General features: G+C 41.0%; 14 protein-coding genes. 12 read left to right on the top strand and 2 right to left on the bottom strand.

Going from position 1 to position 16,126, the window contains the following annotated elements; genetic code table 11:
* Positions 1–112: 112 nt before the first annotated feature.
* Entirely contained in the window at positions 113–901 is a 789-nt protein-coding gene (gene gatD / locus EQJ87_RS01805; RefSeq protein ID WP_130123072.1) for a lipid II isoglutaminyl synthase subunit GatD, read from the bottom strand.
* A gap of 33 nt (positions 902–934) precedes the next feature.
* Entirely contained in the window at positions 935–2,284 is a 1,350-nt protein-coding gene (gene murT, locus EQJ87_RS01800) for a lipid II isoglutaminyl synthase subunit MurT (protein ID WP_130123071.1), read from the bottom strand.
* A 95-nt stretch (positions 2,285–2,379) separates the two neighbouring features.
* Between murT and EQJ87_RS01795 the strand changes: the two genes are divergently transcribed.
* The 12 genes from EQJ87_RS01795 (at position 2,380) to EQJ87_RS01740 (ending at position 15,972) form a co-directional block, all read left to right on the top strand.
* Positions 2,380–3,051: an acetolactate decarboxylase gene (locus EQJ87_RS01795; protein ID WP_130123070.1), complete on the top strand. Its 672-nt coding sequence runs from the start codon at positions 2,380–2,382 to the stop codon at positions 3,049–3,051.
* 262 nt (positions 3,052–3,313) lie between these two features.
* Positions 3,314–5,137 (top strand): translation elongation factor 4, encoded by a 1,824-nt coding sequence (gene lepA, locus EQJ87_RS01790; protein ID WP_130123069.1) that lies wholly within the window; start codon positions 3,314–3,316, stop codon positions 5,135–5,137.
* A gap of 74 nt (positions 5,138–5,211) precedes the next feature.
* The gene (locus tag EQJ87_RS01785) at positions 5,212–5,847 is read left to right on the top strand and encodes an SDR family oxidoreductase (protein ID WP_130123068.1); all 636 of its coding nucleotides are present in this window, start codon (positions 5,212–5,214) and stop codon (positions 5,845–5,847) included.
* Positions 5,848–5,981: 134 nt separating this feature from the next.
* Positions 5,982–8,258: a DNA helicase PcrA gene (pcrA, locus tag EQJ87_RS01780; protein ID WP_130123067.1), complete on the top strand. Its 2,277-nt coding sequence runs from the start codon at positions 5,982–5,984 to the stop codon at positions 8,256–8,258.
* A 128-nt stretch (positions 8,259–8,386) separates the two neighbouring features.
* Positions 8,387–8,854: an 8-oxo-dGTP diphosphatase gene (locus EQJ87_RS01775; RefSeq protein ID WP_130123066.1), complete on the top strand. Its 468-nt coding sequence runs from the start codon at positions 8,387–8,389 to the stop codon at positions 8,852–8,854.
* A gap of 45 nt (positions 8,855–8,899) precedes the next feature.
* Positions 8,900–9,472 carry a DNA-3-methyladenine glycosylase I gene (locus tag EQJ87_RS01770; protein ID WP_130123065.1) on the top strand — a complete coding sequence of 191 codons (573 nt, stop codon included), beginning with the start codon at positions 8,900–8,902 and terminating at the stop codon, positions 9,470–9,472.
* A gap of 87 nt (positions 9,473–9,559) precedes the next feature.
* Positions 9,560–10,021, top strand: coding sequence for a VOC family protein (locus EQJ87_RS01765; protein ID WP_130123064.1), 462 nt, complete (start codon positions 9,560–9,562; stop codon positions 10,019–10,021).
* A 154-nt stretch (positions 10,022–10,175) separates the two neighbouring features.
* Positions 10,176–10,862: a hypothetical protein gene (locus EQJ87_RS01760; protein ID WP_130123063.1), complete on the top strand. Its 687-nt coding sequence runs from the start codon at positions 10,176–10,178 to the stop codon at positions 10,860–10,862.
* Between the two features lie 301 nt (positions 10,863–11,163).
* Positions 11,164–12,771: an NAD(P)/FAD-dependent oxidoreductase gene (locus EQJ87_RS01755; RefSeq protein WP_130123062.1), complete on the top strand. Its 1,608-nt coding sequence runs from the start codon at positions 11,164–11,166 to the stop codon at positions 12,769–12,771.
* Position 12,772: 1 nt separating this feature from the next.
* Positions 12,773–13,411: a class I SAM-dependent methyltransferase gene (locus EQJ87_RS01750; RefSeq protein ID WP_130123061.1), complete on the top strand. Its 639-nt coding sequence runs from the start codon at positions 12,773–12,775 to the stop codon at positions 13,409–13,411.
* A gap of 100 nt (positions 13,412–13,511) precedes the next feature.
* Entirely contained in the window at positions 13,512–14,702 is a 1,191-nt protein-coding gene (locus EQJ87_RS01745) for an AI-2E family transporter (RefSeq protein ID WP_130123060.1), read from the top strand.
* A gap of 13 nt (positions 14,703–14,715) precedes the next feature.
* A complete protein-coding gene (locus EQJ87_RS01740; protein WP_130123059.1) occupies positions 14,716–15,972 on the top strand; it encodes a tetratricopeptide repeat protein in 1,257 nt (418 codons plus the stop codon).
* The last annotated feature ends 154 nt before the right edge of the window (positions 15,973–16,126 follow it).

Raw genomic sequence — 16,126 nt, 5'->3', positions numbered from 1 at the left:
ACTGACAGAATATTCGTCAGTATTTTTTCTTCACTTTTCAGCAAGTTAGACTTTTCGTCAGTGATTTTTCTATCAAAATGAATTTCGTCAGCAAATGCTCTGTGTTTTTTACTTATCTTTCAACCTTGCGTTTGATATCACTGACTTGCTGTCCTTTTTCTTCGTCAGCTAAAATGCTTTCAAAGGCAGGCAAATCGATATTTTGTCCATATTTTTGACGTAAAGCAGTAGTGACTAAGCGGTAAGCCAGCCGTGCATTTCTGGACAAAATTGGCCCGTGGAAATAAGTACCGAAAGTATTTTTGTAAATCAAACCCTCTGTATGATCATCAGGATTGTTTCCGCCGCCATAAACCACGCGTCCGAGTGGCTTTTCGTCAGCAGAAAGGTAAGTGATGCCAGAGTGATTTTCAAAGCCGTAGTAAGTTTCGCCAAATTCGTCATTATGTGTTTCGATGTCGCCAATAAAACGGTCAGTTCGCAGATTTTCGGTATAATGTCCCAAAATGCCTGTCCCAGCAATTTTGACCCCTGCCGAATTGACATAATATTGGCCCAACATTTGATAACCTCCACAAATCGCAAGCAGCGGTTTTTCCGCTTCAATATAAGCTTTCAGTGGTGCTGACAAATCCGTCAGTGATTGTTCTGCAATAATTTCTTGCTCATAATCCTGACCCCCGCCCCAGAAGGCCAGATCATAGTGATCAGGGTTGAAAACATCATCTAAACTGACGATTTCAAAAGTTGCCGCAGCGCCGAGCTTTTCAGCAATATATTTCATCATCAAAATATTGCCATTGTCGCCGTAAGTATTCATCAAATCGCCATAAAGATGCGCAATATTCAGCGAATAAGAATAACTTTCAGGATTTTTTGTTTGTAAAGAAATATAAGTCATTGAGTTCCTTTCATCAGTGAAAATCAGCGAACTTTACTTCATTTCACCAGAAATATAATGCTCTTGTGCCAGCAGTTCCCGCATTTGCAGCATTGCCGTATAAGTCGCTAAAATATAAACGTGTTCTTGTGGGCTTTCTTTGACGGCTTTCAAAATATCTGAAAGACTTTCGCGCTCAGAGATTTTAGTGGCATCAAAACCAGTGACCCGCATCCGTCGTGCCATTTCAGCAGAACGCGCCCCACCTGTGATAATTTGGTCAATCGCCATGTCGTTAACCAACTCAAAATTAGCATCCCAAATCCAGCTTGTATCAATACCGTCCGCATAGTTGGCGTTCAATAAAGTAACTAAACTAAACGGATAATTGGCCAATTTCATCATTTCGAGCGCCTGATTGGCACCAACTGGATTTTTAATGAGAACGATGGTTGCTTTTTTGCCGTTAATTTCTAATGTTTCTTGTCGGCCAAAAACAGCCTTAGAAAGTTCAAATCCAGCAGCAATCGTTTCTTGTGGCACTTTGAAATATTCAGCCACAGCCACAGCAGCAAGCGCATTATAGATGTTATAGAGCCCGCCAACATTGATCTGATAAGCCCGACCATCAATTACAAACTTCGAAGCCGTATTTGTAATCTCAGACAATTCAGTCAGTTGATAATCCAGCGGTGGACGACTAAAATCACAATTTTCACAGAAATAATTGCCCAAGTTAGCATAAGTATTGAGCTTATAGGCCAAAATATGGTGACAGTTTGGACAAACCACACCCTCTGTGTTATAGTGGGCCCGACTTCCCTCGTGATTTTCATGATTGAAACCATAATATTTCACCGGATTCACCAATTTTTTAGAATTGAAAAGTGGACTATCGCCATTGAGCAACACCGTGGCAGTAGGACTATTCGCCGCCCCTTTCACAATGAAATCATAGGTCGTATAAATTTCGCCATAACGATCCATTTGATCACGGAAGATATTGGTAAAAACAAAAAGAGAAGGTTTGATATACTCCGTGATTTTAGGCAAACTTGCCTCATCAATTTCCAAAACGGCAAATTTTTTCTGACCTGCTTTCGCCTTTTTAGCTTTCAAAAAAGTGGAAACAATTCCCGTAATCATATTGGCTCCAGTTGGATTCGTCACCACAGGACCGAAAGCCTTCTCCAAAATCCCCACCGTCAAAGCTGTTGTCAAAGTTTTTCCATTTGTTCCAGTCACAACGATGATTTCATAATTTTGAGTTAAGCTTTTAAGAATTTCGGGGTCAAATTTGAGCGCAATTTTACCAGGCAAAGTCGAGCCACGCTTGAAAAATTTTTCCAAGACAAAGCGCGAAGATTTCCCAGCAAACTTTGCAAATGAAGTTTTTATTGTCATAACCATTATTATATCAAATGCAAGTCAAATTTGCTTTATCAAATTTCCAAATGCTTTAAATAACCAATAATTAGAAAAAGTGCTAAAATAAAATTATGACAAAAAGCAAAATTTTCCAACATAATACATTTACAACATTATCTGGCGGATTCTATGAAGGGACAATTAGCCTCGCAGAAGCGCTCAAACACGGTGCAGCAGGCATCGGCACTTTAGACACAGCCAATGGCGAAGTGACTATTTGGGACGGTATTGCCTATCACGGCGATGCGCAAAATCATGTCCGCCAAGTAGAAGCAGATGAAACCTTGCCTTATGTTGCTTTGGTTGATCATCAGGCTCTAAAAACTTTTACAGACAGCAGTAGCCAACCTTCTGAGGAATTTTTGTCAAACGTCGTCGCACAATTTCCCACTGAAAACACGGCCTATACCATTGTCATCAAAGGGCATTTCAAATCCATGACGATTAGCAGCAAGCCTGCAAATAACACCCGACCTTATGCGGAGATTTTGGCAGATCAGCCTTACTTTACTCGGGAAAATGTCGCTGGAACCCTCGTTGGCATTTGGGCGCCAGAGCATCTGTCTGACCTATTTGGTGCAGGTTTTCACCTCCATTTCATCAGTGATGACAAACAATTCAGTGCCCACACCCAAAGTTTTATCACAGAAGATGTTACCGTTGAATTTGGTCAGATTGCTCAGATTGAACAAGAATTTCCCACAGATAATACCAGCTTTAATCAGAAAAAAATACTGACGTAAATTTACGTCAGCAAATTCTCCATGTTCTAGGAGGATTCGTCAGCAATTTCTCTCGCTTAACAGCATCCGTCAGTAAATTCTCTCCAACAAATTGACCAAATCACTGACGAAAGAGCCAAGAGGACAAAAATTAAAAACCGAACATTCCCCGCTTCTCACCTATGAGGAGCGGTTTTTTACATCAAAATATGATATAATTATTTCAACTAACGATAAAAGTTACCCCTACTAAAAAAGCTGTAAAAAGCAAAAAGGAAACAAGATGAATCTACAAGAAATGAACGCGCGCAAAGAAAAAATTCGGAATTTTAGTATCATCGCGCATATTGACCACGGAAAATCAACGCTTGCCGACCGCATTCTTGAGCAGACGGAGACCGTTTCAAAACGGGAAATGCAAGCTCAGCTCCTTGACTCAATGGATTTAGAGCGTGAACGTGGCATCACCATCAAACTCAACGCCATTGAACTCAATTATAAAGCCAAAGACGGTGAAACATACATTTTCCATTTGATTGACACCCCAGGGCACGTCGATTTTACCTATGAAGTGTCACGCAGTCTTGCCGCTTGTGAAGGAGCTATTCTTGTCGTTGACGCAGCCCAAGGAATAGAAGCCCAAACTCTGGCTAATGTTTATTTGGCACTCGATAATGACCTCGAGATTCTCCCTGTCATCAATAAAATTGACCTTCCAGCCGCCGATCCCGAAATGGTTCGCCAAGAAATCGAAGACGTGATTGGACTGGATGCCTCAGAAGCTGTCCTTGCCTCTGCCAAATCAGGCATCGGGATTGAAGAAATTCTGGAGCAAATCGTTGAAAAAGTCCCAGCCCCTCATGGCGAAGTGGACGCACCGCTCAAAGCTCTGATTTTTGACTCTGTCTACGACGCCTATCGTGGCGTTATCTTGCAAGTCCGACTAGTTGACGGCTCTGTCAAAGTGGGTGACCGGATTCAAATGATGAGCAATGGAAAAACCTTTGACGTCACAGAAGTCGGCATTTTCACACCAAAAGCCGTTTCCCGTGACTTCCTCATGGCCGGTGATGTCGGCTATATCGCTGCTTCCATCAAAACCGTAGCAGATACTCGCGTTGGGGACACCGTGACATTAGCCACTCAACCAGCTAGCGAAGCACTCAGCGGTTACAAACAGATGAACCCGATGGTGTTTGCCGGAATTTATCCCATCGAATCCAATAAATTCAATGACCTCCGTGAAGCCCTTGAAAAACTTCAACTCAATGATGCGAGCTTGCGTTTTGAGCCAGAAACATCGCAAGCCTTAGGCTTTGGTTTCCGCTGTGGTTTCCTTGGACTCCTGCATATGGACGTTATCCAAGAACGCTTAGAGCGTGAATTTGGCATTGATTTGATTATGACCGCACCATCCGTTGTTTATCACATCAATACTACTGATGGCGAAACCCTTGAAGTTGCCAACCCATCAGAATTTCCAGACCCAACCCGCATTGAAAATATCGAAGAACCCTTTGTCAAAGCCCAAATTATGGTACCGAACGAATTTGTCGGTGCCGTTATGGAATTGGCCCAACGCAAACGCGGGATTTTCCAAACCATGGACTACTTAGATGCTAACCGCGTCAATATCATCTATCACATTCCATTGAGCGAAATTGTCTTTGATTTCTTTGACAAACTCAAATCCTCGACCAAAGGCTACGCCAGCTTTGACTACGAAATCTCAGATTATCGCCCATCAAACTTGGTAAAAATGGATATTCTCTTGAACGCAGAAAAAGTGGATGCTTTGAGCTTTATCGTTCACAAAGATTTTGCCTACGAACGTGGGAAAATCATCGTAGAAAAACTCAAAAAACTCATCCCACGCCAACAATTTGAAGTGCCAATCCAAGCGACCATTGGTAATAAAATCGTCGCTAGAAGTGACATCAAAGCGCTTCGCAAAAACGTCCTTGCCAAATGTTACGGTGGAGACATTTCACGGAAACGCAAACTCCTTGAAAAACAAAAAGCCGGTAAAAAACGCATGAAAGCCATCGGCTCCGTCGAAGTGCCCCAAGAAGCTTTCCTTTCTGTCCTTTCAATGGACGAAGAATAAAAATTCACATAACCGCCAGTCAGGCGGTTTTTTGTTACAATGATTACAATGAATAAAAAGAAAAGAGGTCGAACATGAAAATATTTATCGTTGGAAGCACAGGTCGAGTCGGAAAAAGTTTGCTTAAAACCCTCTCAACAAGTGAACATCAAATCTTTGCAGGAGCGCGTCGTACTGTAGATTTACCAACTTTTGAGAATGTCACACCAGTCGCTTTTGATTTAGACTGGACACCAGAACAGATGGCTGAAAAACTCACAGCTATGGATGTCGTTATTAACGTGGCTGGCTCATCAGGAGGAAGTCTTTTACAAGTTGATTTATTTGGGGCAGTCAAATTGATGCAGGCTGCAGAACTATTAGGTGTGGAACGTTTTATTTTGCTCAGCACGATTTTTGCTTTGCAGCCTGAAAAATGGACAACTCCGGGCTTTCTTGCTTTGAAAGATTATTATATTGCGAAACATTTTGCTGATTTGTACTTGGTTAAAAATACAAACTTGGCCTATACAATTTTGCAACCAGGTGCCCTCACTGAAGAAAAGGCAACGGGACAAATAGAAGTTAATGATGACCGCTCTGGCTCAAACACGATTGATGATGTTGCTGAGACCTTGAAAATGCTTATCAGTGCAGAGAATACGATTGGGAAAGTGATTACCATGCATAATGGAGAACAACCAATTGCTCAAGCAATCGCCCAAATTTGAGCTGTCAGCACTAATTGGCCCCAAATTTTGGGGCTTTTTTGGTGCTTTAAAAAATAGAAGCTTTTTGGCAAGCAGGCTTTTTAGAGGTGAAATATGCTATAATAAGTAATGATTTTGGTATGTAGGAGAACAAAATGAATTCACTATTACAAGGAATGAATGAAAAGCAGGCCGAGGCGGTGCAGACGACTGAAGGGCCGTTATTGATTATGGCGGGAGCTGGTTCGGGAAAAACACGTGTGTTGACTCATCGAATTGCTTATTTAATTGACGAAAAAATGGTTAATCCGTGGAATATTTTAGCGATTACCTTTACAAATAAAGCAGCAAAAGAAATGCGCGAACGTGCATTGTCATTGACACCAAGAGCACAAGATACTTTGATTGCGACTTTTCACTCAATGTGTGTACGAATTTTACGTCGTGATGCAGATCATATTGGTTATAATCGGAATTTTACAATCATTGACCCTGGTGAGCAAAAAACACTCATGAAACGGATTCTGAAAGATGCAAATCTTGATCCCAAAAAATGGGAACCTAAAAGTTTATTGAATGCGATTTCTAACGCAAAAAATGATTTGTTGGACGAAAATGCCTATGAAGCGCAAGTTACGGCACGAAATCCTTATGAGATGGTTGTAGCAAGGGTTTATAAGATTTATCAAACTGAATTACGCAAGGCCGAGTCTATGGATTTTGATGATTTAATCATGCAAACGCTCCGTCTTTTTGATCAAAATCCAGATGTTTTGGCCTATTATCAAGGAAAGTTTCAGTATATTCATGTTGATGAATATCAAGATACCAATCATGCGCAGTATCAATTGGTTAAGCTTTTGGCGAGCCGTTTTCAAAATATTTGTGTAGTCGGAGATGCAGACCAATCCATTTATGGCTGGCGTGGAGCTGATATGCAAAACATCTTGGATTTTGAAAAAGATTATCCTAGCGCTAAAGTGGTTTTATTGGAAGAAAACTATCGTTCAACCAAAACCATTCTTGATGCTGCAAATAATGTCATCAAAAATAATGTGAAACGTCGTCCAAAAAAATTGTGGACTCAAAACGAAGAAGGAGATAAAATTATTTATTTCCGCGCAGGAAACGAGCAAGAAGAAGCAAATAAGGTTTCCGAAATCATTACTTCTGGGATTCGTTCTGGACGCAAGTATACCGACTATGCTGTCCTTTATCGGACAAATGCTCAGTCGCGTACCATTGAGGATTCCTTTGTTAAATCAAATATTCCTTATACAATGGTGGCAGGTACAAAATTTTACTCTCGTCGTGAAATCCGTGATGTGATTGCGTATTTGAATGTAGTGGTTAATCCAGCAGATAACATGAGTTTTGAACGGATTGTAAATGAACCAAAGCGGGGAGTTGGGCCTGGTGCTTTGGAAAAATTGCGACGTTTTGCAGAGAGTCGAGGGCTTTCTTTAGCGGATTCGACTTTTGATATTATGCTTTCTGATCTTCGAGGGAAAGCTGCCAATGAAATTTATAATTTGGGACATATTTTTGATTTTCTGCGGACCAATAGCGAAGTTTACACAATTACTGAGCTAGTTGAAGAAATGCTTGAGCGCACTGGTTATCTCAAAGCGTTACAAATGATGCCAAATCTTGAAAATCAAACGCGGATTGAAAATATAGAAGAATTTTTATCGGTCACAAAAGGTTTTGATGAAAAGTCAGAGGTTCCATTGGATGAGGAAACGGGAGAGCCGATCATCGAAACAGGTTTAGATAAGTTGAGTCGTTTTCTTAATGAAGTAAGTCTGCTTTCGGATACGGATGCTTATGCAGAAGAGTCTGATCAAGTGACCATGATGACCCTGCACGCGGCTAAGGGGCTTGAATTTCCCGTTGTTTTTCTGATTGGTATGGAGGAAAACATCTTCCCGCTGGCTCGTGTCAATGAAGATATGGATGAGTTGGAAGAAGAACGTCGTCTGGCTTATGTGGGCATTACGCGTGCTGAGGAAACGCTTTATCTGATGAACGCTAATCAGCGGGTGCTTTATGGGAAAACAAGCTATAATCGTCCAAGTCGTTTTATTTCTGAGATTGATGATGCATTGCTTGATTACGCCGGGGTTGCTCGTAAAGCTAACTCTAGTTTTAATGCTGCTTATAAAACTGGTGGTTTTGCAACGGGATTATCAATGTCGGACGCTTTGCATCAACGTAAAGCAATCATCAATCCAACAGCAGCTCAGACGACCATCGCCAATTCGGCAACGGAGGATTGGCAAATTGGTGATACTGCAGTGCATCGCAAGTGGGGTGAAGGAATGGTCTTGGGAGTTTCTGGAACTGGCAAAAATATGGAACTCAAAATCAATTTCCCAGAAGTCGGCATGAAACGTCTGCTAGCTGCAATGGCTCCGATTGTAAAAAAATAGTTCTGAGCTTTGGTGGTTGATTGACTTTTTAAAATATTGAGCTTATACTTGAGAGTAAGATTTTGGAAAAGAAAAACTTGAAAATGAAGAAATCTTGATTTCTTCATTTTTGTCTGTGGAGGTTGAATATGAGTGAGCATGAGTTGGAACGGGTTGAATTGACCAATATGTGTGCAATTATCGATGAAAAAACTCAGAAGGTTGTTGTTCAAGAGCGTATAAAATCTTGGATGGGAATCTCATTTCCCGGGGGTCATGTGGAAAAAGGAGAGGCTCTTGTACCTTCAACAATCAGAGAAATTAAGGAGGAAACAGGCCTTGATATTCGACATTTGAAACTTTGCGGAATTAAAAATTGGTTTGAGCCAGATAAAAATCGACGTTACATGGTCTTTCTTTATTCAACAACGGATTTTTCTGGAGAGTTGATTGAGGAGACGAGCGAGGGGAAAGTTTACTGGGAAAAAATTGAGCGTTTACCTGAGTTAAATCTGGCGAGTGGCTTTGCAGAAATGGCTCAAATGATGCTGGGTTCATCGTACACTGAGTTTAGTTACGAAATTAAACAGGAGTGGTGGACAAAGAAATTTTATTGAGTTTACATATTTAAAATTATGTAAAGTGTAATTTTGGAGAAAGATATGATTGAAAAAGAACGTTGTAACTGGTGTTTATCAAGTGAAAAAATGATGGCTTATCATGACCAATACTGGGGCAAGCCATTGCATGGTGATCAGGAGCTTTTTGCTAAATTGGTTTTGGACATGAATCAAGCTGGACTCTCTTGGTCAACAATTTTGAACAAACAAGAAAATTTTTATGCTGCTTTTGATAACTTTGATATTAAAAAGGTAGCAGCCTACGATGAAGCTAAGGAAGCTGAATTGTTAGGCAATGCTGGAATTATCCGAAATAAATTAAAGGTAAAGGCAGCAATAAATAATGCTCAAAAGGTGCTGGAAATTCAGAAAGAATTTGGCTCTTTTGACGCTTACATTTGGGGATTTACCGCTGGAAAAGTACTGCAGCACAAGATTGCTGACGAAAGTCAAGTTCCACCAACGAATGAATTGTCAGACAAAATAAGTAAAGATTTGAAAAAGCGCGGCTTCAAATTTACAGGTTCAACAGTGATTTATGCCTATTTGCAAGCGATTGGCGTAATTAATGATCATGCGGCGTATTGTTTTCGACAGGCTGAATTGTTGGATTAAAGCGTTTTCTTGTGTTAGAATGAGAGTGTCGAAAGCAACAAATGATGGGTAAATTTATCATTTTTCTAAGAATAGAAAGAGGTTTTTATGGCAACAATTCATCCTTATCTCACTTTCAATAACACAAAAGAGGCCTTGGCTTATTATGAGGAGGTTCTGGGGGCAAAAAATATTTCTCGAATGCCTGTGGCGCCTGAGCAAGCTGAGCAATTTGGCGTAGAAGCTGATGCTGCTGCGGATTTGACCATGCATTCTCAGTTTGATGTTTTAGGTTCAACGATTATGGCGGCTGATAATTTTATGAAATTGGAGCCTCTGGTCTATGATGCTGTTTCAATTTTGATTGACTTGGATTCAGAAGATGAAGTAGCTCTTGCGCAAGCCGATGCTTTCTGGGATCATGTTGTTGCTTCGGGAACAGTGACGGTGAATTTGCCTTTTGAAACACAATTTTGGGGTGGAAAAATGGGAGATTTTACTGACAAATATGGGGTAAGATGGATGCTTCATACGCAACCTTATTCTAAATTGACAGAAGCAATCAATTAAAATGAAGAATTGTTAGAGAAAATACTGACGGGAATTTTTAAAAGGACTGTTCAGTATTTTTGATTCTTTTAGACTTCAAAAAGGTAATTTTTTTGAAATAATGGGGAATTTTAAGTATAATAGGCGGTAAGGAAACATTTAGAGGAGGAGACTTATGGCTAAACATTCAAGCTCAAAGAATGCGAAGAAAAAGTGGTGGATTGTGGGTCTTGTAGCAGTTTTGGCCCTTATCATCGGGGTTGTTGCTTATCAAGCCTTACAGACGCAGCAAGATAACACAGAAAAGCGCGCAACATCTACCCAATCTACTGTTAGCAAAGGAAGTAAGACGAGTGAAAGTCAATCTTCTAGTAGTGCGACCCAGGTTTCATCATCGTCTTCATCACGTACAGCGAGTTCGGCAAGTGCATCCTCAAGTCCAGAGGCTAACAAAAGTTGGAGCGAGTTGAGTCCTAGAGCGCATGAGGCAATTTTTGCTCAATGGGTTCAAAATGGACAAGGAAAATATGACGTTTACACAGGCGAAGCCAATCTGGTTTATCTCGTTAACCGTGGTGCAAATGGCGTAGCATCTTACGATGATCCCGTAGATGTGATTCAAAATACAGCCCGAGTGCTTGCTGGTAGCGATGGAAACAGCTATTCACTTCAAGTGGCAAATTCTGCACAAACGGGCCTGAGAATGATGCAAAATCCTTGGCCAGTTGTAGATTGGCAGACAAAAGAACAATTAACCACTGCTCAGCTGACTGAAAAATACGGATCAAATACAGGGATAGCGGCAGGAACCGCGCAGATTCAATCTGTTCAAAACACTCCAGTTCCTACGGGTAATTCTTAAAAATGATTAGACTGACCTTGGTCAGTCTTTTTTTGTCAGAAAATTTACTGACGCAAATTTTTTGCTGAAAAACAGTAAGTGAAAATAATTTACATAATTTAATTTATGTCTAAACGCGTCAAAAATACATGACTGATCAGTTTGGAAATTTCGTCAGCATTTTCTCTGGAAAATCAGTCCAAAAATCAACGAAATTCAGAAGTTATGTATTATATATGATATAATAGGGGTAATTTATAAGTGAAAAATCAGACAAAAATACTCCATTTTTGCCTTGAAATAGCACCATAGAAAGATAATTATGATCCGGATCACCCAAATTAAAATTTCCATCAATGAACCTGTAACGAAAGTCAAAGCGTTGGTTCTTAAAAAGTTAAAAATTCAAGAGTCTGACCTGCTAGACTTCCGAATTTACAAGGAATCGATTGATGCCAGACATCGTGGCGAGATTGATTTCATTTACACGGTGGATGTAGCGCTAGAAAATGAAGGCAAGATTTTAGCTAAAAAATTAAAAAATGTGAGTTTAGCACCTGTTTTAGATTACAAAAATCCAGATAAAGGCAGTAAAACACTTGCCCACCGTCCCTTGGTCATTGGTTTTGGCCCAGCAGGGATGTTTGCGGCGCTTTTATTGGCGCAAAATGGCTATCGCCCAATTGTTTTGGAGCGTGGACAAGCTGTTGATGAGCGTGTCAAATCAATTGACGCGTTTTGGACGGAAGGAAAGCTCAATCCAAAGTCAAATGTTCAATTTGGTGAAGGTGGCGCAGGGACTTTTTCTGATGGAAAATTGACCAGCCGAGTTCGTGACTTACGCGGTCGTAAAGTTTTGGAAGAATTTGTTGCGGCAGGCGCACCAGAAGACATTCTTTATAAGGCTCATCCACACGTTGGGACGGACTTGTTGCGTGATATTGTCAAAAAAATTCGCCAACAAATCATTGCCCTAGGTGGGGAAGTTCATTTTGAAGCTCAAGTGGAACAATTTGTCTTGGAAAATCAAGCTTTGCAAGCTGTAAAACTTGTTGACGGAAGACAATTTGAAGCCAGTCAAGCGATTTTGGCGATTGGCCATTCGGCGCGCGATACTTTTTCAGAATTGTATGAGAAAGGCGTTGATATCACGGCAAAACCGTTTGCTGTCGGCGTTCGCATTGAACATCCGCAAAAAATGATTAACAAAGCACAGTATAAAGAGTTTGCTGAGCATCCACGTTTGGGTGCGGCGGAGTACCGCTTGACCTACAAAGCCTCATCAGGACGAGGCGTTTATACTTTTTGTATGTGTCCGGGCGGTCTGGTCGTCCCTGCAGCGTCAGAAGAAGGACGTTTGGTGACAAATGGGATGTCTGAACACGCTCGTGATCAAAAAAATGCGAATTCGGGACTTTTGGTGCAAGTCTTCCCAGAAGATTTCCCGACAAATCATCCGCTTGCTGGGGTTGAATTTCAACGAGAATTGGAAAGCAAAGCTTTTGAGCTTGGTGGTTCAAATTATAAGGCACCTGCTCAATTGGTCGGCGATTTTCTGGACGGTCAAGCCTCTACAGCGATGGGTTCTGTTGAGCCAAGCTATGCTTTAGGCGTGACGCCAACAGATTTAACTCAACTCTTCCCAGAATTTATCACAGATTCGATGAAAGAAGCCATCGTTGGTTTGGACAAAAAAATGCACGGTTTTGCACTTTCTGACGCCGTGATGACCGGCGTTGAATCACGATCATCTTCGCCAGTTCGGATTAACCGTGACGAGGAAAACTTCCAATCCGTGTCCACAAAAGGCATTTATCCTTCAGGAGAAGGGGCTGGTTTTGCTGGTGGAATTGTTTCAGCGGCCATTGACGGATTGAAATGTGCCGAAGCTTTGATCTCCGAATTTGCTCAACCCGAAATGGAGGACTAAAATGAGCAAAGGTAAATTTCATCAGCACCGTCATCATGATTACGAACAAGAATCTGAACAGTTTTATGACCACATTGCTGACCATTTTGATCACAGTTTTGACGGTTTTCTGGCCAGTTTTTTCAAGAAATTCATTCTCAAAAATTTGACTTTGACAGCCAACACACGTCTTTTGGACGTTGGCTGTGCCAATGGGCGCCTTTTGGAGATGCTCAATCAAAAAACAAAAATTTTTGGTGTGGGTCTGGATATCTCCTCGGAGATGGTTCGGGTGGCAACAGCTCGATTTCCTGAATTTACATTTGTGCAAGGCAAAGCAGAACACTTGCCTTTTGCAGCAAACAGTTTTGATTTGCTGACGTGTTCGGCAAGCTTTCATCATTTTCCAAATCCAGAGCAATTTTTGCAAGAAGCCAAGCGCTTACTGGATGAAAATGGACGTTTGGTCATTGCGGAAATCCATATTCCACTGATTACAAAAGCGTACAACTGGCGACTCAATCGCTATTCTACCGAAGGCGACGTCAAAGTTTACAGCCCCAAAGAACTGACGCAATTATTTGAAAAAAATGGTTGGAAAATAACGAAAAAGAAGATTTTTCTACAAATTCAGTACTACGAACTTCAGAGAAAATGCTGACGGATTCTACGTCAAAGAAAAAATACTGACGAAAAGTCAAAAAAAATTACGTCAGTAAATTCTCTGAAAAAAAGACTCAAAAAGAGGAATAAGAAAAATTATGGAACAAGAAAAACACCGAAATATCAAGGACTCTTGGCTTTTCAAGTGGTTCATCAACAATAAAGTCGTTGCCTGTTTGGCGATTATTCTCCTTTTTTTGCTCAATGTTTTGCTCCTGCGCAAAGTTGGTTTTGTCTTTCGCCCAGTCGGCGATTTTATCACCGTCATTTCGCTTCCGTTGGTTTTAGCCGCTGTTTTTTACTATCTGCTCAATCCTATCGTTGATTACCTTGAGAAAAGACGTGTGCCACGGATCGTGACCATTATTTTACTCTTTGTGATTATCGTTGCCTTGATTGTGTGGGGGCTGGTTGTGGCAATTCCCAACATTATCAGCGGTGCTGAAAGCTTCGCCTCTTCCGTACCACATTATGTCAATGTGGCACAAAAAGAAATCAATATTTTGGCCAAAAATCCTCGCCTCGAAGAATTTAGACCACAAGTCGACCAATTCACCAATTCAATCGGTGATCAATTGATTGAGTGGTCAAAAACCTTCTCTGTCAATGCAGTGTCCACCTTGTCCAACTTTATCAGTAAGACAACCAGCGTTTTAATTTCACTCATTGTCTTTCCATTCGTTCTTTTTTATCTCCTGCGTGACGGTAAAAAATTGAATGGTTTCATCACGCGTTTGCTGCCTAATGACTGGCGCAGAGATACCTCAAAAGTTCTCCACCAAATCAACAGCCAGCTCTCAAACTACGTGCGTGGTCAAGTTTTGGTAGCACTCGCAGTTGCTGTAATGTTTATGATTGGTTTGCCAATTGTTGGCTTGCGCTATGCTCCAGCTTTAGCGATTACCGCAGGATTTTTAAACCTAGTGCCTTTCTTAGGCTCATTTTTAGCTGCTATTCCGATGCTTATCGTTGGTTTGGCTCTGGGCGGGCCATTCATGTTTGTGAAAGTGCTGATTGTCATTGTCATCGAGCAAACTTTGGAAGGACGCTTTATCTCGCCATTGGTTTTGGGCAAGCAAATGTCCATTCACCCTATTACCATTTTATTTGTCCTGTTGACCTCAGGCCAAATCTTTGGAATTTGGGGCGTCTTGCTGGCCATTCCTTTTTACGCCACCATCAAAGTTATTGTGGTTCATATTTACGAATGGTATCGTGAAATCTCCAGTCTTTACCACGAAGAACCCGACGCTCCTATTGAAATTCAAACCGAACTAGAAAAAGAATAATTACGAGGAAAAAATGTCTTATTCTGAAGATACTATTGATTTTTTACACCAAGGCGATTTAATTGGGATGCAAAATTCACTTGCCAAAGCCTTGAGCAATGACGACGATGAAATGCTCGCCGATTTAGCAGAATACTTACAAATGATGGGCTTCATTGATGAAAGCCAAAAAGTTTACGACAAAATCATGGGTGATCATCCCGAATCTACAGCCTATCTCATCAACTTAGCGGAAATTGCCGAAGACAATGGAAACTTGGACGAAGCCTTAAGCTATCTGTATCAAATTCCGCAAACAGACGAAAATTATGTGGCAGCGTTAGTCAAAATTGCTGACTTGTACCAATTTGACGGCGACTTTGAGACAGCAATTTCTAAACTCGAAGAAGCCCGTGAACTATCAGATTCACCGCTCATCACCTTTGCTTTGGCAGAATCCTACTATGATCAAGGTGACTACTCAGCAGCCATTAATGAATACGTCAAATTATCTGAACGTAAAATTTTGCACGACACCAAAATTTCGATTTATCAACGCATTGGCGATTCTTACGCTCAACTAGGCGACTTTGAAAAAGCGATTTCCTTCTTGGAAAAATCCTTTGAATTTGACAAAAAAGCTGAGACCCTCTATGAAATCGCTCTGCTTTACAGCGAAATTCATAATGAGACCCGAGCCATCGCCAACTTTAAACGTCTCGAAAAAATGGACGTTGATTTCTTAAATTATGAGCTCGCCTATGCCCAAACATTAGAAGCCAACCAAGAATTTGAAGCCGCTCTAGCAATGGCTGAGCAAGGTTTACAAAAAAATCCTAACGCCGTTGCTCTCCTGCATTTTGCCTCAAAAATGAGCTTCAAATTAAAAAATACAAGTGCTGCCGAGCGCTACCTCATGGATGCACTGAATCTACCAGACTTACACGATGAAACGGTCTTTTTATTGGCAAATCTTTACTTTAATGAAGAAGATTTTGAAGCCGTCATCCACCTGCAAGACCTATTAGAAGACGAACATCTTTTAGCAAAATGGCTCTTTGCCGGCGCACACAAAGCCCTTGAAAACGATAGTGAAGCCGAAAGTCTTTACCAAGAACTTCACCAAACCTCACTCAGTGAAAACCCAGAATTTTTAGCAGACTACATCGAGTTTTTACGAGAAATCGGTCAAAACAAACAAGCCGAACCACTGATTAAACAGTATCTCGCACTCGTTCCTGACGATCAAACGATGGAGAATTTACTGACGGAAGACGAGAGAAATTACTGACGCATTTGTCAGTAATTTTTTTCGAGAAAAAATACTGACGCAACTGAAAACTAGGCGTCAGTGCGAGAAAAAATGCTGACGCAACTGAAAATGAGGCGTCAGCGTGAGAGAAAATGCTGACGAAAAGTAAACTTCACAAGCTTTTAACAAAAGC

The organism is Lactococcus sp. S-13, from assembly GCF_004210295.1.
Lineage (GTDB): Bacteria > Bacillota > Bacilli > Lactobacillales > Streptococcaceae > Lactococcus.
This window is presented reverse-complemented; position numbering and strand designations above follow the sequence as displayed.